Genomic DNA, 25,372 nt, shown 5'->3' on the forward strand with positions numbered 1-25,372 from the left:
GTACGGCAGAGCGGGCTCCGAACTCCTTAGGGCACGCATGCTGCCACTCAACCGGCCTGATCACCACACAAAGTGAGGAAGAACCTGGTTAAGTGCAAAGCGACAATTGCCTCGACGGCGGGTCCCGGCAGGTTTATGCTGCCCAATGTTACCGCAATCCGGAATGGCGATTGAGTACCTTCACGGTGAAGGGATTCCCGCGGTCTTAGAGATGAGTTGTCGAATGGCGCGAAGTCGCACAGAATCGTGTGTTTGATATCGATCAGGATCGCGAGCTATTTCAGGCGCAGAGAGGTCTTGCGCCCGATGCAGAAGTTGCTCCCGGTCCAACGGAAGTGAATGGGGTGGAACTGCTTTGTCGGCCAAATTGTTGACCGAACGTCCGGCGCCCATTGTTGCTAGATGTCTGGATTCTTGGGGCGTTTTGGATGATGCAATCCACCATCTCACTCCAAAGGGCAGTGGAATCTGGAACAATGTCGCTTTTGTACGCGCGACATCCTTCGCGCCCGATTGGCATATCGTCTTTAACTCTGCTTCTCTTTTTGGGCTCCCTGTTGATATCGAGGCGAGCCCAAACAGGACAATTTTTGCAATCGGCGAACCGCCGACGAAAGCTCATCGCGCATTTCATGAAGGGCAGGGGAAAAATACTATCGTCCTGACGTCTGACGCAGAGCTGGCTGCTCGGCAGAATGCAGGGCGCCGATTCGTTTTGGCTCCACCTATCACTCGGTCTTGGTCTGTAAACAAGACATATGACCAACTTCTGGTCAGCGAAGTCGTGGACAAGCCGCTTCGGCTCTCATGGATTACCAGTAACATCGCCCTGCTTAAAGGGCATCGATATCGGCTGGCGTTTCTGGAACGGCTGAGAGAGGAGCTCGATTTTGACCTGTTCGGCCGAGGTTTTCGGCTGATTGGAGATAAATGGAACGCACTCGCACCTTACCGTTACAGTATAGCTTTCGAGAATACTCGTGCTGATTACTATTTTACAGAGAAGCTTATGGACTGCTTCGTTGCTGAAACAATGCCGATCTATTACGGCAGCCCGGCAATCACGAGGTTCTTCCCTTCGGACTCAATGGTTCTGATTGACCCAGAGGACAAGAATGTAATCCAAAAAATTCAAGAAATCATCAACTCGGACCTCTGGAAGGAGCGTCGCGGCGCAATACAAGAGGCGAAGCGGTTGGTTCTTGAGAAATACAATACGTTTGCTTATCTCGCGGGCTTCATCGAAAGCGTTCAGGATAAACCCTTACCGCCAGAAATTATACACATCGATTCGCCTGAGGTCGATTTTGGAATAGACGAATGAAGTACTCCAACGCTCGCTTCGCGTGCCCGGCGGTTGGTGGTCTGGCGAGATCGGTACGGATCGGCGGAGAATGCCTACTGCGCAGACGGGCCGGCAGGGGCGCACGAGGTCATGCGCCCCCGGCTGCCGCTGATCAGACGAACTGGGGAAGGCCAGGAACGGAATTGAGGACCTCGTCCACGAGTTCGTCGCCGGCATGTTCCTTGGCGAAGGCGATCGTCTCGTTGGCGAGGCCGGCGATCTTTGCCATGCTGAGACCCTCACTCATCAATTGCTGGCCGAGCCCCATGAGGCCGCCTCCGCCCTCTGGGTCGTCGCCATGATACTTCGCCACTAATTCCGAAGCTCCGGGAATGGCCTCGATCATGCGCGCAACGGGACCGTCGGCCGCGTGGCGTTGCAGGAAACCCAGCATTAACCCAACGGCCTTCTCTGCGAGAGCCGGGCCGATGCCGGCACCAGTGGCGATGCGCGATAAGAATTCTTCCATGGCAGGTCTCTCTCTCTCTTTAATGAGGTTTACACGGGGCCGGTCCGGCGCCCAAAGCGCCCTTGGCCGAACCACAATTGAACTCCACAAAAATAGGCCGGCGGAAGTGCTATTGCTGGTCCAGCGTTTGATCGCAGTCTTGATCCATGCGAGCAGCTTGTGAGGGATGCAACCGAACGAGGCGCTGCTCCCACAGTCGTCGCAGGCCCTCCATCACAGCGTCACGCTTAGCCTGATCCGGCGCAATTGTATTGAGGAGATCTCCCAACATGGCTTCGCCCTCAATCCGCATCAGCAGATTAAACAAGTCGTGCGAAATTCGCACACTGTCACTGCTGAAGTGGGTCGTGCTGATCTCGCAGTGAGTCTCCCGACGATCTGGCGCTTTGTAAGCGCGGGTTTGATGGAGGGACACATAGGGCGGCAACGAAACCGCAAGCGCAGTCCAATCCTGCAGCGTTGCAGCCCGCTTTTTTACCAGGAAGGGCCCGACTACAAGTCCATCCAGCTCTGTCGTCAGAAAGGTAGCAATCGCGTCTGCAACCGAATCCACGATCGGTTCGGCATTGTTGTTAAAGGACGTATTGAGCAGAATTGGAGTGCCTGTGCGCTTCTTGAACGCATTGATGACCTCCCAGTACGCGGGATTGGCGTTGCGCGATACTGTTTGCAGGCGAGCGGTACCGTCGACGTGCGTGATGGCACCCAGCAAGGCGCGCTTTGAGTCACGCACGCGAACGACGAAATTCATGAATGGAAATTCGTGCCTACCGTCCGGGAGGTCGAAAAATTCGCTCGCATTCTCCTCCAGCACAGATGGCGCGAAGGGCCGATAGCCTTCGCGCTTCTTGACCATCGCATTGATCCGGTCCTTGTTTGCGGCGGGCCGAGGGTCGGCAAGAATGCTGCGGTTGCCCAGCGCACGTGGCCCAAACTCCGAACGACCCTGCACCCAGCCGATCACGGCGCCGTTGGCGATCCAGTCGGCTGCACTGCTTGCCACGTCATCAGAGCGTTCAACCTCGAGATGTCCGGCCCATGCATTCAGTTCCTGTTGCACGGCGCGCTCGCTCCCGAGATCAGGACCCCAATAGACCTCCTGCAGTCGCTCACACGGCGCGGGGCGGCCCATCTCGTTAGAGACTATCAGCGCAGCTCCCAATGCGCAGCCAGCGTCGTGAGACGCGGGTTGCACGAAGATGTCTTCGAAAAGCCCTGAATACAGCAGCTTACCGTTCATCGTGCAGTTGTGGGCTACCCCCCCCGCCAGGCACAACCGCTTCATGCCGGTGGCCTCACGGTGATGCCGGAGAATGTGGAACACGATCCGCTCAAGCGCTTCCTGCAGTGACGCACTCACATCTCGATGCTGCTGGGTGAAAGGCATTCCCTTTCGCCTGACCTCGATGTTGCGGAGCAACGCCGGACCGATGCGGTCGAGGTGAACACGGTAGCCACCGCCGTTGGCGGAGAGCTCGTAGAACTGCTCGAAGAGCTCGCGATAGGGAGCGGGGTCGCCGTAGGGCGCGAGTCCCATTACCTTATACTCGTCGAACAAGCCGTAGCCGAGATAGCGGATCGTCTCGAGATAAAACAGCCCAAGAGAATTGTTCTCGGGGAAAGCCTCGAGTTGCGTAATTTCTGTGCCAGACCCTACCGCCAAGAGGCCCGATAGGAAATCACCAGAGCCATCAATCGCTAGAATGAGACTTTGTTCGAAGCCCGACATTGCAAAGGCGCTCACGGCGTGCGCCTGATGATGACTTACGAATGAAATACGCGAACTGTCCAACTTAGTGCCGAACTCACGCGTTAACAGATCCTGCACCAACGTTTTAGCACCCAACGGAATGGAGAGAATGTCCGGGTCGGATGCGGACATACCTTCAAGCATGGCGTTGGCATAGGGCTCGCTGGCGTAGAGCGCGATACGATCAATCTCATTGAGCTGAACCCCCGCCGCTGACAGACAGTATTGAATCGAACGAGTTGGGAGCTTGTTGGAGTGTTTCATCCGATTGAGGCGTTCCTCTTCGACGGCTGCTATCACCCGTCCGTCTCGGACGAGCACCGCGGCGCCATCGTGCATGAAGGCGTTCCGAAGCTCGAATCGGTTTTCATGGACTTGGTCAAGTCCGCCGCTAATTCCTAGACACAGCATTTCTTTCTCCATATAGTGACGGGCAAGCCAAATTGGCCTGCCTCAGACCGTTTCCAACTAAATAGGCCGCGTTGTCGCTTGCAGCTGCAACCGCCTGTCAGGCATCACCGGCATCAAAGAACGCCTCATAAGGGTCCGCCTAAATCAACATGAGATGCTCGATCGTGGCGCCTGCCGTTTCATGACGCCGAGAGCTTGGCTGGATCATCGAATTTTGAGCGGCTGCTGACTTGCATGCCGGCGATGCCGTTTTCATCTGCAGCACGAACTTGTGGACGCGGGGTGCCAGTACCTTGCGAAGGGCGGCTGTTGACGAATAATAGTACCGCGCCGTGAACTGGCCCGATTTCATTCCCCGAAAGACCGGCGCACAGGCGAGTGACACGTGCTGCACTGTCCGCCTGCTTCCCGGTCGCACATCCGATAACGCCTTCGCCGTGCAGGAGGCCGCATCGCGTCATGCGTCGGCCAAACATGGCACCGACTGGAAGCACGGCAATACGCCGTACATGTAAAGCGCGGATGTTGTATGGCAGCGCTGCCGGCCGGGTCTCCAATCCGCTGCCCAGACGAGCCGACCGGATCTTCCTGCGGCAATAAGCCCGCCACACGCAGAAACGCGCTGGGCAGCTGGCTCGCCGGCAAGACTTCGCAGCTGAGGAACATTGGAGGACGACTAGCGTCGAACCGCCGACATGGTCGGCCAGTTGCAACTCACTTCTCGGCACGACCTCCACTGCACGTCAGGGCGCATGGAATATTTTCTCCTTTGGATGGGTGATCGGTGCGTGACGTGCTTTTGTCCATGCAAGATTTCCGAAGAGTTATGAAATCGTTTGTTTCGATCAAAGTCATCCACGATATGAATAGCTGCCGGACATGCGCTTGAAAGGGCTTCGGGCTTCCCGGATGGCAACTCCGATTTGAAGCGCGTGGCATTCCATGCGCTCTATCAAAACTTTTTCAGCAAAGGGTATGAGAGCAAACCCACACGTTTTTTTCGAAAGTCGCTTCGAGCATTCGGGATGATGTGCTGGGCGATTCACGCAGTCCACGGATCGAAGAGCTCTATGCCGAAGCCTTCGAAATCCTTCATATTACGCGTTGCGAGAGTGAGCTCCTGGGCAATCGCTGTGGCTGCGATCAATGCGTCCAATTGACGTCAGCCCGCGGCCGCGGCGCTTCGCAAAACCCATCAGTCGCCCCCAGGGCCAGAGCAACCGGCTCGTCGACGGGGAGGACTCTCTGCTCGAAACGTCAACGCGACGAACCGCGTGATCTGCCGCTGTGAGGCTACTGCTGGACACGATGTCCTGTCCGAGGTGACAAGGCCGGCGCCGGACGCACGCGTTCTGGAATGGCTGGACAGGCTCGACGAGGATCGCTCGTTCATCAGCGTGGTGTCGATCGCCGAAATCCGGCGCGGCATTGCTCTCATGGACGAGGGTCGGAAGCGTGAGGCGCTGGCCGAATGGCTTGCCCGAGACCTGCCTCAGCGCGCTCAAGGTCGAGTTCCGCGCCGCGTAGCGGCGACTCCAGCAGAAACTCCGCAACCGTAGCCTTGCGCACCGTCTCGCGTTGCCATTCCTCGGCGGAGACGACAACGACGCTTGCCCTACCGTTGCGCGTGATCGTTTGCGGCGCCGCCTGCGCACGCTCGATGACTTCCGACAGCCGCGCCTTGGCCCGAGCGACGGTCCAGTCGGCATCCTCTTTTGGAGCAGACTGCATTCTGGCCTCCGTGACCATTGTGACTACGGTGACTACGGTGACTATATAAAAATGCCCGGGGGACTTTTTTCTAGAGCCCGGACGCCTTGGTGAGATGTTGTCGCAAAAGTTGAGTTCTGCGACGGTGCAAAAGTCAGTTGCAAAATCGTCGCGACAAAGGCTCGGCAGCTCCCCGAAGTAGCCATTTCAGATTGCTTGCAGGTGCGGATAAAGTCCTTTATGCATCGGCACATGATCAAGTCCGCGCCCATCGCTGCAATCTATTATGCGACGCTTCCATAAGGAGCGGCGCGTTTCGATCATGCCTTGAAACAAGCCGCCGTCAGGCGGCTTTGTTCATTGAGAGGACCCCCTGGCGGCAATACCAGGAGGATTCCCTATGGCACTTCCCGATTTATCAACCGGTCATTCCGAACCATGTTCGGCGGCTTTGAAGACGCTCATTGAGCGCGGCTATGTAAATCAAGGGACCGACCTGCCGGGTGTCGATGCCGCCTTTGAAGCAGGCGTCGTACCCGCTTACGCTGGTTTTGATGCGACGGCTGACAGTCTTCATGTCGGCCATCTTCTTCTGATCATGGCGCTTCGTCATCTTCAGCAGACTGGCCATAAACCCATCGTTCTCATTGGGGGTGGGACCACCCGCATCGGCGATCCCAGCTTCCGTTCGGAGGCGCGGCCGATGCTGACGGACGAGCGGATCGCCGCCAACATTGAAGGGATCAGAAAGGTCTTTGACCGTCTCCTTGTCTTCGGAGACGGCCCGACGGATGCCGTGATGGTGAACAATGCCGACTGGCTGGACAGCATTCGTTGGATCGACATGCTGAGAGACGTCGGCAGGCATTTCTCCGTCAATCGGATGCTCTCTTTCGACAGTGTGAAGTCGCGGCTGGAAAAGCAGGAGAATCTGAGCTTCTTAGAATTCAACTACATGATCCTCCAAGCGTTCGACTTCCTTGAGCTATCCCGCCGGACCGGTTGCCGTTTGCAGATGGGTGGAGCCGACCAGTGGGGGAACATCATCAATGGCATCGACTTGATACGGCGGACGGATGGAAAGGAAGTCTTCGGAGTGACTACGCCGCTTCTGACGACTTCTTCAGGTGTCAAGATGGGTAAGACGGCTGCCGGAGCTGTGTGGCTCAACCAAGATCGCCTTTCGCCATACGATTACTGGCAATTCTGGCGTAACACGGAAGACGCTGATGTCGTTCGGTTCCTGAAGCTTTTCACCGATCTGCCGATGGACGAGATCGAGCGATTTGGACAGGCTGAAGGAACCGAGCTAAACGCCGTCAAAGAACGTCTCGCCAACGAAGCTACGGCCCTGGCACATGGAACTAACGCCGCCAAACAGGCGGAGGCCACGGCTAGCCAAGCATTCGGGCATGGCGAAGCCGCAGAGGGGCTACCGACGCTTCATCTCAATGACGCCGAGGGCTTGGCCGGAGTAGCCCTTGTGGATTTGCTGGTACGCGCCGGATTGACCTCCTCCAAAGGGGAAGCGCGAAGGGCGATCTCGGGACGAGGTGTGCGGATCAACAGCAACGTCGTCGAGGTTGGTACGATGATATCGTCCCAAGACCTCCCGATCCGGCTTTCGCTCGGCCGGAAGCGCCACACTGTTGTAAAGTAGGGTTTCAGCAAATGCTGTCGCAGAAATTCTGCCCGCTTAGCGGATATTTCAGACATTCGCGTCGAGTTCTTGAGGAATGTCGAGAGACATTCCTCAGGGGGTAGTTAGAGCCGGGCAAAGGCAGCAAACTGGCCAGGTGGGTGCTTGGCTACTATATCATTAACATGTAGGAGGTCGAGCAGTGAGCATTGTCACGCTTCCATGCGGCAATGGGTGGGCCGTTTCCTTTGATGTGATCGGCATTGGCGGCGACCGCATTTTCCTTGTCGACCTGCGCTGATGAATCGGACCATCAAGGACGCCACCGTCAAGCGCTTCCACTATGACGATCACGATCAACTGCGCCGGCATCTCGCCGACTTCATCTTAGCTTACAATTTCGCGCGCCGGCTTAAGACCCTCAAGGGCCTCACACCCTACGAGTTCATCTGCAAAATCTGGGCAAAAGAGCCCGAACGGTTCCGACTCGATCCCACCCATCAAATGCCGGGACTAAACACCTAGCCTCCACCTTCGTTGCTTCATTGCTAATGAGCTTAGCAGGTGTTCGATGGTAAGCTCGCTGGTTTCTGCGGGTATCGCCCCGAGCGGCTTGAACGCACACGCCACAGAGCAGAGATCGGTCCATTTTGTCACGAACGAACATCTTGCTTCCGGTAGAGCTTTCTCGAACCAAGGTCCGAAAAGGGTCGCGAGCTGTCCGGTTCCCATCTGTCTCAGTAGGGTGGACAACCGACATGCAGCGGTTACCCGCCCATGCTCGTGTGTTGTTGGTTTGAAGGCTGAGGGTCTGTCACTATCCACTTTCCAATCATACGAATCGGATCACTGTCTTCGTGGTCGATATGGCAGGGCTGCTCGTGTCGTCCTGCACACTCGCGATCGTTCCCAACTTGTCCCGGGGAGCCCGTCTTTACGGGGTAATCGAAAACGTAGTGACAGATGCCAACCATCGCCGGACTGGGCTACTGGGCTGGGCCGCGCCGTCCTTCATGCCGCGCTCGACAAAGCATGGAACGCCGATTGCTACAAGGTTCTGTTGGCGACTGGATCTCGGAGGGAGTCCACTCTGCGCTTCTATGAAGGTGCAGGGTTCCAGCAAGGCGGAAAAACTTACTTCGAAATTCGCCGCTTGGAGGACGCTTTGGGTCGATTTTCCACCTTCCCTGACGGCCCGGAGGGGTGGGACTCGGCCGCTCGCGTCGTCCCGGCTGCCTAGCGTGGCGGATGAATTAACAGCCAGCGATTTGGCTCTTGCTCGACGAACTCTTTCTGGACGTACCTGAGCACGTTCCGCTGCCCGGCAAACGGAACCATGTTGACCGCTTGATCGAAGGGGACCCACTGAAATTCGTTGTGTTCGGCATTCAGTCGCACCGTCTCTGTCGACCCCGCGAAACCCACGAAAACCGGCAGGAGGCTAATGGCGTCGCGGTCGGCTTCATAGATTGCTCGCATATGTCGGCCGAATAGAGCCTCTGCAGCGTCAAGCCCGTTTCCTCCTTAGTCTCTCGCCAGGTCTTCCCTACGATCCGGTCATGGGTCTCGACCACGGCATCGGCGACCGCCGCCTCCCATTCCACGGCGCAAACGGCAAGGATCGCCCAGCGTCGATCCGAGCTGATATCGCGCAAGCCATCGGTGAAGTAGCGCTCACCCTGCCGACGCAGGCGAGCGATGCGGTGTTGCGGGATGCCGGCGAGCACTTGCGGATCAAGACCCACCGCGCAGGAACTCCAGTCGGTCAAGCAGCCGGTTCGCCGCCGCGGAATTGTTGCCGAGCTCGAACTTGCGAAGCAAGATGAAGCGGCTGATGTTACCGGCCAACATTTCGGTCAGAAGCCCATCCAACCGCTCGCGCGCACCAGCATCCAGCTTTTCCGCAATCCGCGTTTCGATCCGGCGCTCGGCGTCGACCAGGGCGTCCGCGCACAAGCGCTCGATTGTCGACAGGGCTGGCAAGATAGTCAAAGTCTCCCTCCACCGCGCGACAAAACGCTGAGCAAGGTCCTCGTTCGATCTGGCATCTTCAGCCTGATCGAAAAGCCAATCCCGCAGATCACGGGTACCGCGCCGCTCGATCGTCTCATTAACCGCCTGAGGCGTCGGCCGGCGCAGCCGATGAGGGCGAGATGAGCGATCCCGCAATCCTGGCATTTCCTCGGCGCGATACCGGTCGAGCCATTTGCGAACCGTCCGCGGGCAGACGCCTGCGGCTTTGGCGACGGCCTCAGGCGTCTGTCCGCTCTCGACCTGCATTACAATTCGCTCTCGACCGAGCGGCGTCAGACGGGTATTCTTATGGATGTTCATCCGCTCCCCCCTGGAATCACTGAAGCTTCGACAACCTCAGCTTTCCCGGTTCGGACCGGATGGATAACCTTCTGAAAGCTCACAACTAGCTACCAATGCGATCAGCTTTCGGGCTATCGGGGCATCCAGGGAGGATGGGTATGTTCTTGGCTGACGGGCTCAAGCTGCGGGACCGCGGGTGCACCCTGGCACTGATTTTGGCGATCATATGTGTATGTGCGCCTGCACTGGCGGCAAACGCGTCGGATCAGGCGTGCCGGTCCATCGCCAAGCTCACAATTCCAAGCGTGATCTTTACCGAGGCTAGCCTTCAAAAGCCGCAGGAGATCCCCGCAGATCCCTTCACTGCATTCACCGGCGCCTCGCCTCAGGCGGTAAAAGTGGGCGGGCACTGCCTTGTCCGAGGTGTTATCGGGAAACGCCAGGGGGTCGATGGTCAATCATATGGCACCCGGTTTGAGGTGCGTCTTCCGACGACCTGGAACGACATGTTCCTTTTCCAGGGCGGCGGCGCAGTTGATGGCTTCCTGGCGCCGGCCGTCGGGACCATTCCTTGCCGGAACTCGACCGCGGCTCCCGGGCTCTTGCGCGGCTACGCTGTTGTAAGCATGGATGGCGGGCACCCAAGCCCCGATCCGGCTTTCGGGGTCGATCAAGCCGCACGCATTGATTTTGCGTACGCCTCCATTGGCAAAGTCACTTCGGTCTCGAAGCAGGTGGTGGCCAAGTTCTATGGGGCGGCTCCGAAAAAGTCGGTGTTCATGGGATGCTCGAATGGCGGTCGTGAGGCGTTGATAGCGGCTCAGCGATATCCGCTCGAGTTCGACGGGATTGTTGCAGGTAGCCCGGGTTTTCGTCTCAGTGCCGCCAACATTGCCCAAGCCTGGGATACTCGCGAGTACATGAGCATCGCTCCCAAGGATGAGGCCGGCCATCCCATTCTATCCCGCGCCTTCTCCCAGCAGGATCTGAACCTCGTCGCCAACGCGGTTCTCGCTGCCTGTGATGCCCGCGATGGCATTGAGGATGGCGTCATCAACGCCTGGCAGCAGTGCCGGTTCGACCCAAAGGTCCTGTCCTGCCAAGGCGATAAGACGGACAGCTGCCTCACGGCTGGTCAAGTGCAGGCCATGAGCCGCGCGTTCGCGGGTCCGGAAAGCTCCGATGGCGAAAAGCTTTACAGCGATTGGCCATATGATACGGGCGTTGCGGGCCCGGGCTGGAGAATGTGGAAGCTGGGCAATTCCCCCACTTCCCAGTCGGATGCAAACAACATCGTTCTGGGAGCCCGCTCGCTTCAATACTACTTCATGACGCCCCCGGCGCCGAATTTTGACCCCCTGAAGTTCGACTTCGACAAGGATCCGGCACGCGTTGCGGATACGGCCAAGCTCAATGATGCGACCGGCACGTATCTCGCCAGCTTCGCTGCCCACGGTGGAAAGCTGCTCTTGTTTCAGGGACTTTCCGATCCGGTCTTCTCGGCCAACGATCTGGTGCGCTGGTACAAGCAAGTCGTCGAGGTCACAGGCGGCGGCGATTTGGAAGCGACTCGCCGTTTCGTGCGCATGTTCATAATCCCGGGGATGACCCACTGCGGCGATGGCCAAGCCTTCGACGACTTTGATCCTTTGGCCGCCATCGAGGGCTGGATAAACCAAGACAAGGCTCCGGACTCTCTCGCGGCTGGCAGCAAGGCATTCCCTGGCAAGCACCAGCCGATCTGCGCTTATCCCACTCAAGCTGCCTATGACGGTAAGGGAAATCCCGATGAGATCGCGAGCTATTCGTGTCGGGGATAAGAGACCTCGTCATTTGTTCGCTTCAATCTTCGCGCATTCCCGGAACAGGTCTCCCGGACCAAGGATCGGTTGGAAAAGCTAAACCCGGAATTTGTGGGCCGTGCCATAACGCAGTTGATGATCATGCCTGACGGAAGCGTCGGCCGCCGGTAGTCTGGATACAGCGCTCGCTGTGCTCGATGAGGTATTGTTATCGCCTGATGACCGCCTCATCCCAGCGGACAAAACGGGGCAGGGGAGGGGGGCTTTTCAGAGCCCGGACGCCTTGGTGAGATTGACGCGGAAACGATCGCGCCGGCGCTGATACTTTCGGGTCATCTCGGCCGAGGCGTGACCGAGCTGCTTTTGCACATAGCGCTCGTCGACCTCGGCCGAGGACGCGAGGCCGGCGCGCAGCGAATGGCCAGCAAACTTTTGACCGCGTTCGCCCTCCGACAGATCGCCGCGCACGCCGGCTGCGAGCGCCGTGCGCTTGACCAGCCGCGCAACTTCCTGGTCGTTAAGCCGATCGGCGCCGACTCTTTTGCCTTGCCCTATTACCCTTCGGAACAAAGGGCCATGGCCGATCCGCGCCAGCTTCAGCCAGGTTTGCAGCGCGACCACCGGGCAGGTGGCGTCGGAGGAGCCGCGGCCGATCTCGACCTCGCGCCAGCCGGTTTTGCCGCGCAGGGTCACCAGCACGCCCTTGTCAGGAAAAAACTCAATCCAGCCCGAAGAATCCTCGGTCTGGTCGCGACCAATGTCGAGCCCGACGATTTCCGAGCGCCGCAGCCCACCGGCAAAACCCAGAAGCAGCATGGCGCGGTCGCGCAGACCCCGCAGCGTGCCGCGGTCGAGGGTCTCGAGCATGGCGATCAGATCCTCGGGCAGGATCGCTTCCTTCTGCCGGGGAGGGGAGGCGTGGGTGTTGCGGATGCCGGCCATGACCGTTGCGATGTGGCGGTCCTTGCGGTCCAGCGGTTCGCCGCGCTGCGAAAAGTTCCAGGACAGTGACGAAAGGCGACGCTCGATCGTCGCCACAGAGTTTGGTTTTTTCTCCCCTGTTACCTTTCCGGAGGCGCAGGCGGTGATGTAGAGGCCGACGGTTTGTGGTTCGGCCGGAAACACCTCCAGTCCCTGGCGGCGCGCGCAAGCGCAAAAATGCTTCCAGTCGGCGGCGTAGGCGCGCCGCGTGTTGGCGGAACTCGCGGCCTCGACGTAATCGCGGGCGCGTCCGGCGAGCGACTCGAGATGCGCAGGAACACTGGGATCGGCGATGGCTGGAGGGGGAGGGGGCGAGCCGTAGTTGGCATCGCCCATCTCCATGATGACGTGGACGATATCGGGCATGTCGTCCTCGCCGGAAGCAGCCGATGATCTTGGAGCGTCGTCAGTCATGCTCATGCCGCTTCGATATCCGTTTGAGAGAAGTCCTTGCCGACGAAAAGCAGCGGTTCGTCCGCACGCTTTGCCAAAGCATAAGACAGGCAATCGGCAAAATTCAGCGCCGCCGGGTGGTGGCCCTTGCCGTAGGTCAGCCAACCGTGGGTCGCCAGATCAACCAATTCGGAGTCGACAGGAATGATGTCGGCCTCGATTTTGCGCAGCCAAAGATCGATCTCGGCCAACGCGTGTTCGCCGCGCCTGCTGACCAGCACCATGCGTGCCTCGAGCACGCAGGTTGCCGGGAGCAGACGGATTGGGTCGGAGACCAGCGCTCGTTCCAGCCTTGCTGCCTCAGGCTCGCTCCGAAGGATCGCTATAACGGCTGAGGTATCGATCACCATCAGTTAGGGATTCCATGCTCGTCATACCCGATGATCTCCTCGTCGCTGCGACTATCCAGTTCAGGCAATCGTGCCACTCTTTCTCGGATGGCGCGCAGTTCTGCCAGCAGACGCTCGTGAGCGGTCTCTCCAAAGCCCAAGCGATGCAAGCGCTCGCTAAGGGCCTGATGAATGGCTGCTGTCTTACTGATACCCTGGCGGCGTGCCAGTTCATCGGCGAGAGCGACGGTGGCCGGATTCTTGATGTTCAAGGACACGAGAGTCTCCCAAAATCTACCTTTCTGGCAATTTCTACCAGAGTCCTCCAGCCTCGTCAAATACGAACGTTAATGCAACATTATCATTCGTTTTATAATGTCGACATGCCCGGCGCTTTTATCCGATAATCATTGGAATAAGCGCCGTCATGATTCATCGTGCTTTCGATGATTCTGCGTCCCAAGCCCTCTCCGCGCCATTACGTCACGCTTGCCGGTTCCCCTTCAACCGCGCCGATGGCAACGGTGCCGGCCTGGCTGCGTCGCGCCATCCCGGATGCACAAAGCCTTGCGGGGAAACAGGTCGAGGACATTGCAGTCGCTGCCGGCGCCGCCATCTGCGCGCTCGATGCGGTGGTCCGCCGGCAGGAGCGGTGGGCCGGCGCCTGGCGGCAGCGCCTGGCGCTTTCGGCGGCCGCGGTCACGGCACGGCAGACAGGGCGCGTCGAGGATGAAAGCGCGCTGCGCGACGCGGTGCTGCTTACGCGGCCCGGCGACGACGTTGGTCCGGCCGGCCGGATGTTTTTGGGCTGGCGCAGGCTGGCCATTCGGCCCACTGAGGATTTGCTGACGGGAAAAAACATCGGCGCGGTGCTGGATGACCTCGGTTTCGCGCGTGACGAGGGGAAGTGTGCGCGACCTAACGGAGGATCTTGGCGAGCTAGCCTCCAATGAGGGGACGGTGGGAATGATGACCGGAGTCATCGCGAGCGCCGAGCGCCATGGCCTGGGGCGCGCCCTCGGAGGCTGGCTCGCCGACGCCCTGCTGGCGCAGCGCCTGGGCTGGGGCCATGCGGTGCCGTTGCTGGGCGCCGAGGCAGCCTTGGGCACAAGCGCCGGCTCGCGCCGGTCGGCAGCCGGTTCTGTGTCGACAAGCATTGGGACAAATTCTGAGCGTGCGAAAGGTCTGCTTGCCGCACAGGTGCGCGCTGCGCTGCGTGCCATCGATCTGTCCGCCGAGCTCGGGCGCCGCGCGGATCGGCTACTTGCCGTTGCGCCGAAGTTGCGCGCCCGGGCATCGGATCTTGTTGTCGAAAGGCTTCTGTCCGACGACGCGATCGTCGCTTCGGAAAATATCGCCGGCATGAGCGACCGCGGCCTGCGCCGCCTTTTCGACCGGCTGGTCGAGCTCGGTGCTGTGCGTGAATTGTCCGGCCGCCCCACCTTCCGCATCTACGGGCTGTGACGACCATGGCGGAGGCAGCGCGCAGGCGAGGGGGGGCGATCAGACGACCGCCGAGCAGCTGATCAGCTGTTTGACCGCGAGCTGGATCACCTGCCGCCGGAAGCGCGTTGGCGCGAGTGGATGAACCGCGTCGAGGCCACGATTTTCGCAGCCAGCGAGCCTGTCACTCGCGAAACGCTTGGTCGCATTGTGGGAAAGAGCTGCAGCATTGAGCTGCTTATCGACGATATTCGCGACGAGCTGCGTGGTCGGCCCTATGACCTGGTCGCGGTCGCCGGCGGCTGGAAACATCTCACCCGGCCGGCCTATGCCGACGCCATCCGTGCGGCCGTTGGCGGTAATGAACGCACGGGTGATCTCACGCAGTCCGAAGTGCTGGTGCTGATGTGTGTGGCCTATTTCCAGCCCATCACCCGCGCCGAGCTGTCGTCTTTCTTCGGCAAGGAGATCAGTCGCGATTTTATTGGTCATCTACGCGGCGCTGGCCTGATCGCCTCGGGACCGCGCAGCCCGACGCCCGGCGCGCCCTACACCTATGTCACGACAAAGGAATTCCTGCTGGAGTTCGGCCTCGACACGCTGCGCGACCTGCCGGATTTCGAGGCGCTCGAGGATGCCGGCCTGCTCTCTAAGGAGAAGCTGTTAGCCGGACGGATGCCGACAACTTTTGCCAACAACGCGGAAAACGATCCCGATGGCGGCTCGCTGGACGGCGGTTAGGCACGGCTTTGTTACGAACGGCTATGTCATCGAGATCCTATGTGGCAATCCCGACCCGATGCCGCTCGCGATCTGGCACGCCTCGAACCCTTCTGGGCCCTTTCCGGCTACAGTTTCACTGCGCAGAAAATATTGACCTGACATCGAATATACGCTAGTCAGCGGTTATTCACTGCGCAGAAAATGACGATGGAAGACCAAGCTGTAGAAGCACTCATTGAGAATTTTGCCGAGGCCCTGACCGCAATCGCTGGCGCCGCGCCCCATGTTATACGCGAGCCGGAGGGGGCGCGAGGCTCATATCGACCGGATTTCGTGATGGAAATGAGCTCGGACGGTGAGCCCTATCGGCTCATCGTCGAGGCCAAGCCTTCGCTCTTTCCTCGCGATGCCCGCGAGGCAATCTGGCAGTTCAGAAACTATCTCGCCCAACAGAAAGTCGGCGCTTATCCAGTCGTGCCAGTGCTCATGGCCGAGACCATTTCGCCTGGTGCCCGGCAATTGCTCCGCGATGAACGGATTGGCTATTTCGACTCCAGCGGGAGCCTGTTCATTGCGGCGAGGGGACTCTACCTCCACGTCGACAAGCCGGCATCGCGGAAACAATCCCGCTCCGTGAACAACCTGTTCGCTGGCCGTCGTGCCCAGGTCCTGCACGCTGTCTGGGTCGCCAAATCGGATTGGTTCGGCGTCCACGAGATTGCGGAGCGGGCAGGGGTGTCGCCCGCGACGGCGTCGGAAACCTTGATCGCAGTCGAGCGCCGGGAGTGGGTCGAGGTTCGCGGCGCTGGCCCCTCGAAAGAGCGCCGCTTGATCAATCCGCGCGCTCTGCTCGATGCCTGGTCGACCTATCAAGGCTCAGTCAAACCGAAGGCCGTGCGGCATTACTATGTGCGCTCGACGACGCCTCCGGATTTGCAACGGCGGCTTGATCATGAATGCCAGATCGAAGGCATCCCATACGAGCTCACCGGCGTCTCAGCTGGGCAAATCCATGCTCCTTATCTGTCGAGCACTTCCCAGGTTTCCTGTCGCATTCCTGTTGGCCGGGCCATGCATGCCGCCCTAGACGCTATCGAGGCGCGGCCCGTCCGGGACGGCTGGAATCTTGGCGTTCACGAGTTGAAGTCCGACGACGAGCTGCGATTTCGCCAGAGGATCGATGACCTGTGGGTCGCCGATCCGCTCCAAACTTACCTTGACCTGCTGCAAGCGGGGGGGCGGGCCAAGGAATTGGCGCAGCATCTTCGTGCCGAGAAACTGGAGGAATGATGTCCAAGCCGCAGTTTCTCGTCGACTACAGTCAAGACGTCACGCGGGACTGCGAGCGTGTGCTTGTTACGCTATTCAGCGGCCTCGGACCGTGGCGGAATTCGGTGTTCTTGGTCGGCGGATTGACGCCGCGCTATCTGGTGACGGCGCGGCCGCCAGCCGTTCCGGCTCATGCCGGCACGGGTGATATTGACATCGTCGTCGACCTCGCCGTTCTCGCGGACACCGAAGCCTATCGCACGCTCGAGGAGAACCTCAAGCGGATGGGGTTCGAGCGCGCGGAAAACGACAAAGGCGTGAAGGTCAATTGGCGCTGGAAGACCAAGACCGAGCACGGGGTCACGGTTATTCTTGAATTCCTGGCCGACGACCCGAAGGTGAAAGGCGGTGCGCTGCAAGAGCTGCCGACCGAGGGAAACATCTCGGCCGTCAACATTCCTCACGCATCGCTCGTTTTCGACCTCCACGACCATATGGAGGTGACAGCCGATCTCCTTGGACAAAAAGGGCGAGCGACCGAAACGATACCTTACGCGAATATCGTATCGTTCACCTGCCTGAAGGCGTTCGCCTTCGACCACCGTCGCGAGGGGAAGGACGCCCATGACCTTGTCTATTGCCTTGAGCATGGCGAGGGTGAGCTGGATGGCGCCATTGCCAAATTCAAGGATGCCCTGACTGGCAAACACGCCGGAATCATCGGCGAAGCGCTGGCGATCCTTTTGAAGCGCTTTTGCGACCCGAAGCCTGACGAAGGCTACCTTCGTGAAGGACCGGTAGCGGTCGCGCGGTTCGAAATCGAAGGCGATGATGAAGACGCCGATATTCGCGAACAGCGGTCGCTGCGGCAGCGCGCGGTGAACGATAGCCTTTCTCGCCTACTCGGCGAGTTGGGCATCGAGGGGTGACCGCTTTTTATGTCGCTTCTCGCCGCCACCCAGATTCCAAAGCCTGCCGACGAGCAAGCCTTCGAGCGCGCCTCTGTCGTGCTGTGGCGAGGCTTGCTCAATGATCGGTCGGTGCAGCGGAATGGTCGGCGCGGCCAACGGCAGAACGGCGTTGATCTTTTCGGGATCCGTGACGATGACGCGGATTGGCACGTTGGCATTCAATGCAAGCTGAAGAGCGAAGGGCATTTCCTCACCGAGGATGAGGTTCGGGAGGAAGTCCGAAAGGCCCTGACGTTCAAGCCGCCTCTCAAGGAATACTACGTCACGACCACTGCGCCGGACGACGTCGCGATGCAGGAGCTTGCACGCGGGATCACGGTCGAGCTGGCGAAAACGGGACGTAAGCTCCGCGTGTTCGTCTGGGGATGGAACACGCTAGAGGAAAAAATCAGCGAGGACGCGGGGGCCCGCAAGGCGTTCGATCCGACCTACGGCCCGTTCAGCGAGCATATTCTCGACGAAACCCGCCAGATCACCATCGCCCAGACCGAGACCCGTGGCGAAATGGGTGCTGGTTTCTCTCGCATGGAAGCGATGCTCACGGAGGTGAGCGCGCGGTTGGCTGTTCCGCCAAGTGACGCAACGGTGGCTTTGAGCACGTTCGAGGCGCATCTCGACGCGGAGATCGACGAGTACCGGGAGCTCAACAACAGCGGAAAGACGCTGACGGCGTTACCGCTTCTGGAAAAGCTGCTCGAGCGCGTCCGGAGCACGGCCTCTGGCCGCATTCTCTTTCGCGTCAAGGCGAATATTGGCCATTGCCTTCTTGCGCTCGCTAAGGACGACGAAGCCTCCGCCATGCTGCTGTCGTCCTATGACCATGCGCCGGACGAACCGAAAGCCGTCGCCAACAAGGCTTTTGGGCTGCTGTTGCGAGGAGAATGGCAGGAACTTCTCGCCTTTGGCGGAGCGAAGCTTGACGCGGATCCGGGAAACGAGGGCCTTGCGGGCTATCTGGTTCAGGCCGCCCGGTTCGATTCCTCCGTCAGCGATCCGCTCAGCATCATTCCCGAGCAGCTTCATCACACTGCGCCTGTGCAAATCGGTCGGGTAGATTTTATCCGGCGCCGTGGACAGCCGGGCGAGTGGTGGCTCGTCGCCAAAGAGGTACTCGAAGCACACCCGTCCGAACCCCACGCGGTCCAGTTTGCGGCGGAGGCCGAGCTCGACCAGATTCTAACGAGTGAGAGCTTTCAGTGCACGCGTCTTTTGTCGCCTGCGGAGCGGGCCAGACTGGAAGCCGCTACGGCAACGCTGGTATCGCAATGGGATCGCGAAAGGGTGACGGAGGGCGCGTTACGGCCTGAGGATGCCGCGCTGTGTGGCAATGTCCTAGTTGGACTGCATGCGCTCGGCGATCTGTCCAAGGCGCTCGAGGTCGCGCGCCACGGTCTTTCGCTTGCGCCCGATGATGTCGAAATTATCACCCGAGCGGCCGTTGTCGCTCTAGACGCCGATGATGAGGCGTTGGCGCACGAGCTCCTCGCCAAACTGCCCCGGAACTCCGATGCGACCGTCCTGAAGTTCCGCTTCCACGCATCCCGGGCCGATTGGGGCGAGGTCGCACGTCTCGTTGAGGAAGATGCCTCTTTGATCCCGCCGGTGGAAGCGCCGATCATTTCGACGACCGGCAAGCTGGCGGCGATCAAGATCGGCGGCAGTGACGAGGAAGCGCGTCGGCGGGAGATTTCCGCTGTCGCGGTGGAGGCGGCCAGCAACCCGCGCGCAAGCGTCGTTGTCGCCGATTTTGCCCGCCGGGAAGGTTTCGAAGAAATCGCAGACGGCGCCTTCAAAGCCGCCCTAGGCCATATCGCAATTGGAAGTCACGCTGCAGACAGGCTGATGGTCGCGCATCATGCAGCTCGCCGTGGCGATTCTTCGATCGTTGCGGATTTGTTGGATGGCCACGTCGCTGAAGATCACGACAACAACGAGTTGCGGGTGCTGGCTCGCGCCTTTGTCAATGACAGCCCCATCCGGCAACGAGCGCTGTCCCTCTTCGAGCGCCTTCCTGCGGAGGTGCGGGGGCTTCCATTCTTCCTCCATGCCGAGGGCCTGCTGCATTTCAACCGCGGTGCGCTTCCCGAGGCGGAAGCGGCGCTGAGGAAAGCCATCGCGACGCAACCGGAGCTCGACACCTACCTGGCGTTGTTCTCGGTCCTGCATCGTCTCGACCGAGGCGCCGAGGTGAAGGCGGTCATCGAGGGAATTGATCTCGATGAAGTGATGGGGACGCCTGGCCAGAAGGTGTCTTTGGCACAGGTTATGCGCAAGGTGGGGGAGGGAGCCAAGGCGCTCGAATACGCCTACGCCGTTCTTCAATCCGCCAGGAACGATCACGAGGCGGCTCTCCGCTATTTCGGCCTGATCATGATGGATCCGGAGGACGGCTTTGTTCCGTCTGCGGAAACCGTGGCCGTCGATACCTGGGTCCGTCTGGAGAGCGATCGTCGTGAGGTGCACGCCTTTCTCATCGAAGAGGGGGAGGACCGGCCTGCGGAGGATGTTTTAAGCCCGAAACATGCGACCGCGGCCGCAGCTCTGGGCTTGAGCGTCGGAGATGTATTCGAAATGCCGGCGGTCTTCGGCGAGGTTCGCAAATGGCGGGTCGCCGAGATCAAGCACAAATATCTGCATGCTCTTCACGACATGATGGAGAACTTCGAAAAAAGGTTCCCCGACGCGGAGGGCTTCTACAAAATCACAATGGAAGAGGGGGATATTCAGCCTGCGCTGGATCAGGTGAGGCGCGTGTCTGAGAGCAATCGCAAGCTCGCCGATCTCTACCTCCGGAACAATTGCCCGCTCAGCCTGGTCGTCTCCAAACGCGGCGGCGATACCATCCGGTTTGTCGAGTACGTTCGCTCGCTCGATTTCGACATCCGAACCTGCGTCGGCACGGACGCCGAGCGCGTCGCCGCCCGCCAGATCATCGAGCGGCATGGAAGTTCTGGCGCGGTCCTCGATACCTACACCGCTTGGACCGTCTCGACGATGGATGCCTTCGATGTTCTGAAATCGATATTCGGATCGGTCATCGTCGCACAATCCGTCGTTGATGAGCTGCGAACGCTGAGAGACGAGCAGGATCTCACGGCCGAACGCTCGATGACCGTCGCTTGGCATAACGGCGAATACATCAAACAGGAGCACACCGCCAAGGACGCCGCTGCACGGCGCGCCTATATCCAAGAGCAGCTTTCTAGAATCGAGACGGCCTGCGAGGTCCGCCCCGTTATTGTCGCCGACAATCCGTCCGAACTGGCGACGATGATCCACCAATCCTTCGGTAGTCATGTGCTCGACGCCGCCAATTTGGCGGGAACGGAGCATGTGCTTGTTTCGGAGGACATGCATTTCCGCCAGTACGGTGAAGCTGCGTGCTCGACCAGGGGTGTTTGGCTACAGACCGTTTTTTCGTTTGCCCAGGACGTTGGAGCGATCGATCGATCACGGTACGTCGATCTCGTCGTTAAGCTGGCGTGGCGTCGCCATGGGCATCTTTCCTTGGAAGCCGACGTGATGCTCACGGCTCTCCGAGAGGATCAGACTGGCGATCTAGCAAACTTCCGCGCCCTATCGAATTTTATGGGCACTGCGAACGCCGACATGAGGTCCCATCTCAAAGTATCCATTGAATTTCTCAACAAGCTTTGGAGTGGGTTAGGGCGCTATGATCTGAGATCCCAGCAGGCGACCAGCATTCTGCTCGAACGCATGATCAGGCATCGCGCCAATGGGTGGGCGCTAACGCTTGCGTTCATCATAAGAGGAAGCGCCCAGCCCATCAAAGACTACATCAACGGATGGATAACCGGCCACTTCCTTCCTGCCGGCGCGATTGCGCTTGCTGAGACTGAAATCGAGGAAATGGCGCAGCGTTTGAAAGCGCGTCGTGAGCCACAGCCAAGATCTCGGCGTGAAAAAGCAATCCGCGGGAGGGAAAAGCGCCGGAAAAGAGAAGGTAACTAATGTCACCTTGATGGCGCCGCCGGCGGCAGGGCTAGCTGCCCGGTCGCCATCGCGACACGGGTCACTTGGAGAGTGTGGCACCCACGAGTACGAGGAAGCGATAACAACTTCCCAGGACGGCTAATCGCCCAAGCTGGCATTAATGAGGCCATTATCGGCTTTTGGCTTGCAGATTGACGACCCGAATTACCGACATACCTTATTTGGCATCTGGAATGTCCGACTTTGCAGGCGCCATCAGGTTTCGGAGGAACTCTTGCATCCAGATCGGTAGGGACGAAAACCCGTCGACCAGATCCGCCGGATCGCTGCACCCTGCTTGGGACCGTCAAATAGTCGTCGCAAAGTCGCGGCTGTACGACGCTCTTCATCCTGGCCAAGCACTATCCTGAAGCCAGTGCAGGGCCTGAACAAGACGCATTGCAGGTCTGCCTGCCAGACGCGGTCCGGCTCGGACTGAATGCGCGCGAGGAGGCGAAAACGCAAATCGCCGCTTGTTGACGAGTCCGTGGACATGTCCGAAATCTGGAACATTTTTTAGACTGTTAACAGGCCTTGTCAGAACGATGCTACGTTTTTCGGACAGGACCTGTTATGGCGCATTAACGAAACGCTGCCGCGCATGTTCTTGATCTGTTCTTGTAAATCCGCAGGCAAAATGGAATACTAGAGGCTCTTGACGAGAGCCGGGAACCCAAGATGGCAAAGCCTTATGCCGCGGAAATGGAAAAACTCGCCGAGACCTTTGCTTGGTCGGCCGCAGTCGATATTGCCCCGCTTCGCAAAGCCGTGCGCACGGCCGGCCTTTCCTCCCTTCTTGCCATCGGATCTGGGGGATCGCTGACCGTCGCCCATGCGCTGGCTGGACTCCACCAGCGGTTCACCGGTCGAATTGCCGCGGTGGCTACACCGCTCGACGCAGTTGCCGATCCACTGGAAGCCAGCGTTGCGCCGTGGCTGCTCAGTGCGGGAGGTGGCAACGTCGATATTCTGGCTGCCACGAAAGCCCTTATCGCCCGCGAACCACGCCAAGTCGGCATTCTATGCGGGCGCGAGGACAGCCCCCTCGCCGATCTCTGCCGGCGACATGACTACGTCGACCTGCTTATCTACGCGCCGCCTGCGGGCAAGGACGGGTTCCTCGCGACCAACTCCCTTCTGGGCTTCACCGCGCTTTTGACGCGGGCCTACGTGACCGAGTTCGGACGCGACGCTGATTGGGACGCGATCAGGGAAACGACTTGGCCGCTGCTCGCGGAGCGCTCCGATACGCGCGACGCCTGGCAGGCCACCACTATGCCGCTCTGGTCCCGGCAAACGACGCTCGTTCTCTACGGTCCGTCAACTCGAATCGGTGCTATCGACCTTGAGTCGAAATTTACCGAGGCTGCGCTTGGTAACCTTCAACTTGCGGACTACCGGAATTTTGGTCACGGGCGACACCACTGGCTCGCCAAACGCGGGGAGACGAGCGCAGTCCTGGCCTTCGTGTCGGAGCATGACCGTGCGCTGGCAGATCGGACGCTCAAGCTCATTCCGGCTGAAATCCCGCGCGCACAACTAGATCTTGCAGGTTCAGCATCGGCAGCCGGTCTCGCCTCCCTGGTGGCTGCGCTCCGAATCGCCGGATGGGCAGGTGCCGCACGCGGGATTGATCCGGGTCGGCCGGGCGTCCCTGACTTCGGACGCAAGCTGTACAGCCTCCCGCTTCCCAAACCTTTGCCGTCGAACGTGCATCGCAGTCTCACGGATCGCGACGCGGCTGCCATAGCGCGCAAGGCTGGCGTAACGCCTGCACGTCTTGACGCTTTGGGCGAACTGCAACACTGGAGAACGGCGCTCAATCTATTCCGTGCTCGCCTGCAGAGCGCCATCTTCGGCGCCGTCGTGTTGGACTACGATGGCACAATCGTCGATACCCGCAATCGTTTCGACCTGGCGCGCCAAGACGTGACATCCGAACTCGCTCGGATCCTGGGATTCGGCTGCCACTTGGCGATCGCCACAGGTCGTGGTGTTTCGGTTCGAAAGGATCTCAGGGCTCGCTTGTCCGCAGATCTGTGGCCACGCGTTGTCGTCGGATACTACAACGGCGCTGAGGTCGCGACATTGGATGATGATCAAGCGCCCGACGGCAAGGAAGGGACATGTGAAGCGTTAGCGCCGCTCGCAGCCGCGTTACGTGTCCAGCCTGAGCTTGCCGAGTCGGCCCAACAGACGGACCGGCGGTTTCAAATTACGCTGCAAGGCAGACGGGCCATGCCCGAGAATCGCCTTTGGGATCTCGCGCACCAGGTGATCCTGCTCAGCGGTGGAGCGAACATGACGGTTACACGGTCGAGCCACTCCATCGATATCGTCGCGTCTGGAGTCTCGAAGCTGAATGTGCTGACGCAACTGCGAGAGCGCGTCGGCGATGGCTCAATCCTCTCAATTGGAGATCGCGGTCGATGGCCTGGTAACGACTATGCGTTGCTGAAGGAACCCTTTGCGCTGAGCGTCGACGAGATAAGCGTGGATCCGGATACCTGCTGGAATCTTGGAAAATGCGGTCAGCGCGGGGTCGCTGTAACTCTCGACTATCTTCGCTCACTCGAGGCTCATCCAGGCGGCGTCCGGTTGAGGTCGGGAGCGCTTCAGTGAACCAGGACCTCGGCCTGAAAATACTTGGCGAGATTATGGGCTGGGACGACGACCGGGCCAGGCGGGAATTTCAGTGGCTGCGCCTCGTAGCTCGACTGAAATATGACGGCTATAGGGATTTCCAAGCGGGAATGCGATTCATCGAAAGCCTCGCGACTTGGCTCCAGCAATTCACGCCAGCAGAGCGCGAAACCGCATACGCATTCGTTCGACACACACTCATTTACGTTGGCCCCAGCGAAATGCAGCGGCTTGTCGAACAATTCTATCCGCGAACCGTACGGGATCGTGTGATCGCAACGATTGCCGCGGAGCGTGGCTTGCCTACCTACCGCGTGCTCGCTGATCTTGAAGCGCGTGCTGCCGCCGAGCGGCTTCGGCGCCAGACCTTGTTCATGGGACTGAGCGATGGCGCGCGGATCGATATCGTTCGCCATAGCAACGTTGGTCTGTTGACGAACGAACAGCTGGTGCTCGCGACGCAGGTGGACAAGGAAAAATGGCAGGATTTGGTTGCGAACCTGCGCGAGGACCTCAAGGACAAGGACGCTCGATTTCGGCTCGTTTATCTCATCGACGATTTCATAGGCACAGGGACCTCGTTCCTTCGCTACAATTCCGAGAAGAAAAAGTGGTCCGGCAAGCTGTTGAAGTTCAAGGAATCCGTCGACAATGCGGTGAAAGCCCTGGAGGGCGATCACGTTCTTGCCGCCGACTGGCAGCTCTGTATCCACCACTATATCGGGACTTCAGCTGCGGCCAAGGCCGTCCAAAGTCGATGGGCTGAGGCAAGCGAGGCGCTGAAAGGCGAGGGGTGGGCAACCGGCGTACATTTCACCTTTGGTATGGTTCTCCCCGACGACCTATCGATCGATGCCGTTTCTGGTCGTCACGACGAATTCCTGGAGCTTACCAAAACCTACTACGATCCAATCATCAGAACACGGCATACCGATGTTGGCGGCGTGACGCATCTAGGGCTCGGCTATGGCGGCTGCGCGCTTCCGCTCGTGCTTGAGCATAACACGCCGAACAACTCGGTTGCGTTGATATGGGCGGAAACAGATGGAGGCAATCGTGATGGCGTGATCGCCCCAGCGATGCGGCCGCTTTTCCGCCGTCGGCAAAGGCACGCATAGGTCACAC

15 protein-coding genes and 6 pseudogenes are annotated in these 25,372 nt (G+C 59.5%); 12 read left to right on the forward strand and 9 right to left on the reverse strand.

Annotated elements, in window-relative coordinates:
* Positions 1–370 precede the first annotated feature (370 nt).
* The gene (locus tag NKH36_RS27625; protein WP_352962891.1) at positions 371–1,324 is read left to right on the forward strand and encodes a glycosyltransferase family 10 domain-containing protein; all 954 of its coding nucleotides are present in this window, start codon (positions 371–373) and stop codon (positions 1,322–1,324) included.
* Between the two features lie 133 nt (positions 1,325–1,457).
* Here NKH36_RS27625 and NKH36_RS27630 read toward each other — a convergent pair whose 3' ends face one another.
* The 3 genes and pseudogenes from NKH36_RS27630 to NKH36_RS27640 all read right to left on the reverse strand — a co-directional run.
* Positions 1,458–1,814 carry a hypothetical protein gene (locus NKH36_RS27630; RefSeq protein WP_352962889.1) on the reverse strand — a complete coding sequence of 119 codons (357 nt, stop codon included), beginning with the start codon at positions 1,812–1,814 and terminating at the stop codon, positions 1,458–1,460.
* A 109-nt stretch (positions 1,815–1,923) separates the two neighbouring features.
* Entirely contained in the window at positions 1,924–3,975 is a 2,052-nt protein-coding gene (locus NKH36_RS27635; protein ID WP_352962897.1) for a carbamoyltransferase family protein, read from the reverse strand.
* Positions 3,976–5,017: 1,042 nt separating this feature from the next.
* Positions 5,018–5,232, reverse strand: a pseudogene (locus NKH36_RS27640) (PIN domain-containing protein); the annotation flags it as partial.
* Positions 5,233–5,262: 30 nt separating this feature from the next.
* Between NKH36_RS27640 and NKH36_RS27645 the strand changes: the two are divergent.
* Positions 5,263–5,489 (forward strand): annotated as a pseudogene (locus tag NKH36_RS27645) (PIN domain-containing protein); the annotation flags it as partial.
* Here the strand turns inward: NKH36_RS27645 and NKH36_RS27650 are convergent.
* On the reverse strand, positions 5,410–5,706 hold the full coding sequence (locus NKH36_RS27650) for a type II toxin-antitoxin system prevent-host-death family antitoxin (RefSeq protein ID WP_352962886.1): 297 nt from the start codon (positions 5,704–5,706) through the stop codon (positions 5,410–5,412). The pseudogene NKH36_RS27645 and the gene NKH36_RS27650 overlap by 80 nt on opposite strands.
* Before the next feature lie 379 nt (positions 5,707–6,085).
* Here NKH36_RS27650 and tyrS point away from each other — a divergent pair, with 379 nt between their 5' ends.
* Entirely contained in the window at positions 6,086–7,345 is a 1,260-nt protein-coding gene (gene tyrS / locus NKH36_RS27655) for a tyrosine--tRNA ligase (RefSeq protein WP_352962884.1), read from the forward strand.
* Between the two features lie 279 nt (positions 7,346–7,624).
* Positions 7,625–7,849, forward strand: a pseudogene (locus NKH36_RS27660) (IS3 family transposase); the annotation flags it as partial.
* Positions 7,850–8,808: 959 nt separating this feature from the next.
* Here NKH36_RS27660 and NKH36_RS27665 read toward each other — a convergent pair.
* Together NKH36_RS27665 and NKH36_RS27670 are read right to left on the reverse strand one after the other, a co-directional pair.
* Positions 8,809–9,418, reverse strand: a pseudogene (locus tag NKH36_RS27665) (Tn3 family transposase); the annotation flags it as partial.
* A pseudogene (locus NKH36_RS27670) lies at positions 9,419–9,658 on the reverse strand (leucine zipper domain-containing protein); the annotation flags it as partial.
* Between the two features lie 140 nt (positions 9,659–9,798).
* Here NKH36_RS27670 and NKH36_RS27675 point away from each other — a divergent pair.
* The gene (locus NKH36_RS27675) at positions 9,799–11,460 is read left to right on the forward strand and encodes a tannase/feruloyl esterase family alpha/beta hydrolase (protein ID WP_352962881.1); all 1,662 of its coding nucleotides are present in this window, start codon (positions 9,799–9,801) and stop codon (positions 11,458–11,460) included.
* A gap of 249 nt (positions 11,461–11,709) precedes the next feature.
* On the opposite strand, the gene NKH36_RS27680 is transcribed toward NKH36_RS27675, so the two are convergent.
* Genes NKH36_RS27680 through NKH36_RS27690 form a run of 3 tightly spaced genes read right to left on the reverse strand, consistent with a single transcriptional unit; the run spans position 11,710 to position 13,483 of the window.
* On the reverse strand, positions 11,710–12,843 hold the full coding sequence (locus NKH36_RS27680; RefSeq protein WP_352962878.1) for a site-specific integrase: 1,134 nt from the start codon (positions 12,841–12,843) through the stop codon (positions 11,710–11,712).
* Positions 12,840–13,226 (reverse strand): type II toxin-antitoxin system VapC family toxin, encoded by a 387-nt coding sequence (locus NKH36_RS27685; RefSeq protein ID WP_352962876.1) that lies wholly within the window; start codon positions 13,224–13,226, stop codon positions 12,840–12,842. The genes NKH36_RS27680 and NKH36_RS27685 overlap by 4 nt, the downstream gene beginning before the upstream one ends.
* Complete coding sequence (locus NKH36_RS27690) at positions 13,226–13,483, reverse strand: type II toxin-antitoxin system VapB family antitoxin (protein ID WP_352962873.1); 258 nt, start codon at positions 13,481–13,483, stop codon at positions 13,226–13,228. The genes NKH36_RS27685 and NKH36_RS27690 overlap by 1 nt, the downstream gene beginning before the upstream one ends.
* A gap of 237 nt (positions 13,484–13,720) precedes the next feature.
* Here NKH36_RS27690 and NKH36_RS27695 point away from each other — a divergent pair.
* The 7 genes and pseudogenes from NKH36_RS27695 to NKH36_RS27725 all read left to right on the forward strand — a co-directional run bounded on the left by NKH36_RS27695 (position 13,721) and on the right by NKH36_RS27725 (position 25,365).
* Positions 13,721–14,669, forward strand: a pseudogene (locus NKH36_RS27695) (DUF1403 family protein).
* A gap of 120 nt (positions 14,670–14,789) precedes the next feature.
* Complete coding sequence (gene scpB, locus NKH36_RS27700) at positions 14,790–15,389, forward strand: SMC-Scp complex subunit ScpB (protein ID WP_352962872.1); 600 nt, start codon at positions 14,790–14,792, stop codon at positions 15,387–15,389.
* A gap of 468 nt (positions 15,390–15,857) precedes the next feature.
* On the forward strand, positions 15,858–16,661 hold the full coding sequence (locus tag NKH36_RS27705) for a hypothetical protein (protein ID WP_352962869.1): 804 nt from the start codon (positions 15,858–15,860) through the stop codon (positions 16,659–16,661).
* A gap of 140 nt (positions 16,662–16,801) precedes the next feature.
* Positions 16,802–17,569 (forward strand): antitoxin, encoded by a 768-nt coding sequence (locus NKH36_RS27710; RefSeq protein WP_352962866.1) that lies wholly within the window; start codon positions 16,802–16,804, stop codon positions 17,567–17,569.
* 9 nt (positions 17,570–17,578) lie between these two features.
* The gene (locus tag NKH36_RS27715) at positions 17,579–21,583 is read left to right on the forward strand and encodes a PIN domain-containing protein (RefSeq protein ID WP_352962863.1); all 4,005 of its coding nucleotides are present in this window, start codon (positions 17,579–17,581) and stop codon (positions 21,581–21,583) included.
* A 699-nt stretch (positions 21,584–22,282) separates the two neighbouring features.
* Complete coding sequence (locus tag NKH36_RS27720; protein ID WP_352962861.1) at positions 22,283–24,226, forward strand: sucrose-6-phosphate hydrolase; 1,944 nt, start codon at positions 22,283–22,285, stop codon at positions 24,224–24,226.
* Positions 24,223–25,365: a phosphoribosyltransferase-like protein gene (locus tag NKH36_RS27725; RefSeq protein ID WP_352962859.1), complete on the forward strand. Its 1,143-nt coding sequence runs from the start codon at positions 24,223–24,225 to the stop codon at positions 25,363–25,365. The genes NKH36_RS27720 and NKH36_RS27725 overlap by 4 nt, the downstream gene beginning before the upstream one ends.
* Positions 25,366–25,372 lie beyond the last annotated feature (7 nt).

The organism is Mesorhizobium sp. M1312 (assembly GCF_040318115.1).
Classification (GTDB): domain Bacteria; phylum Pseudomonadota; class Alphaproteobacteria; order Rhizobiales; family Rhizobiaceae; genus Mesorhizobium.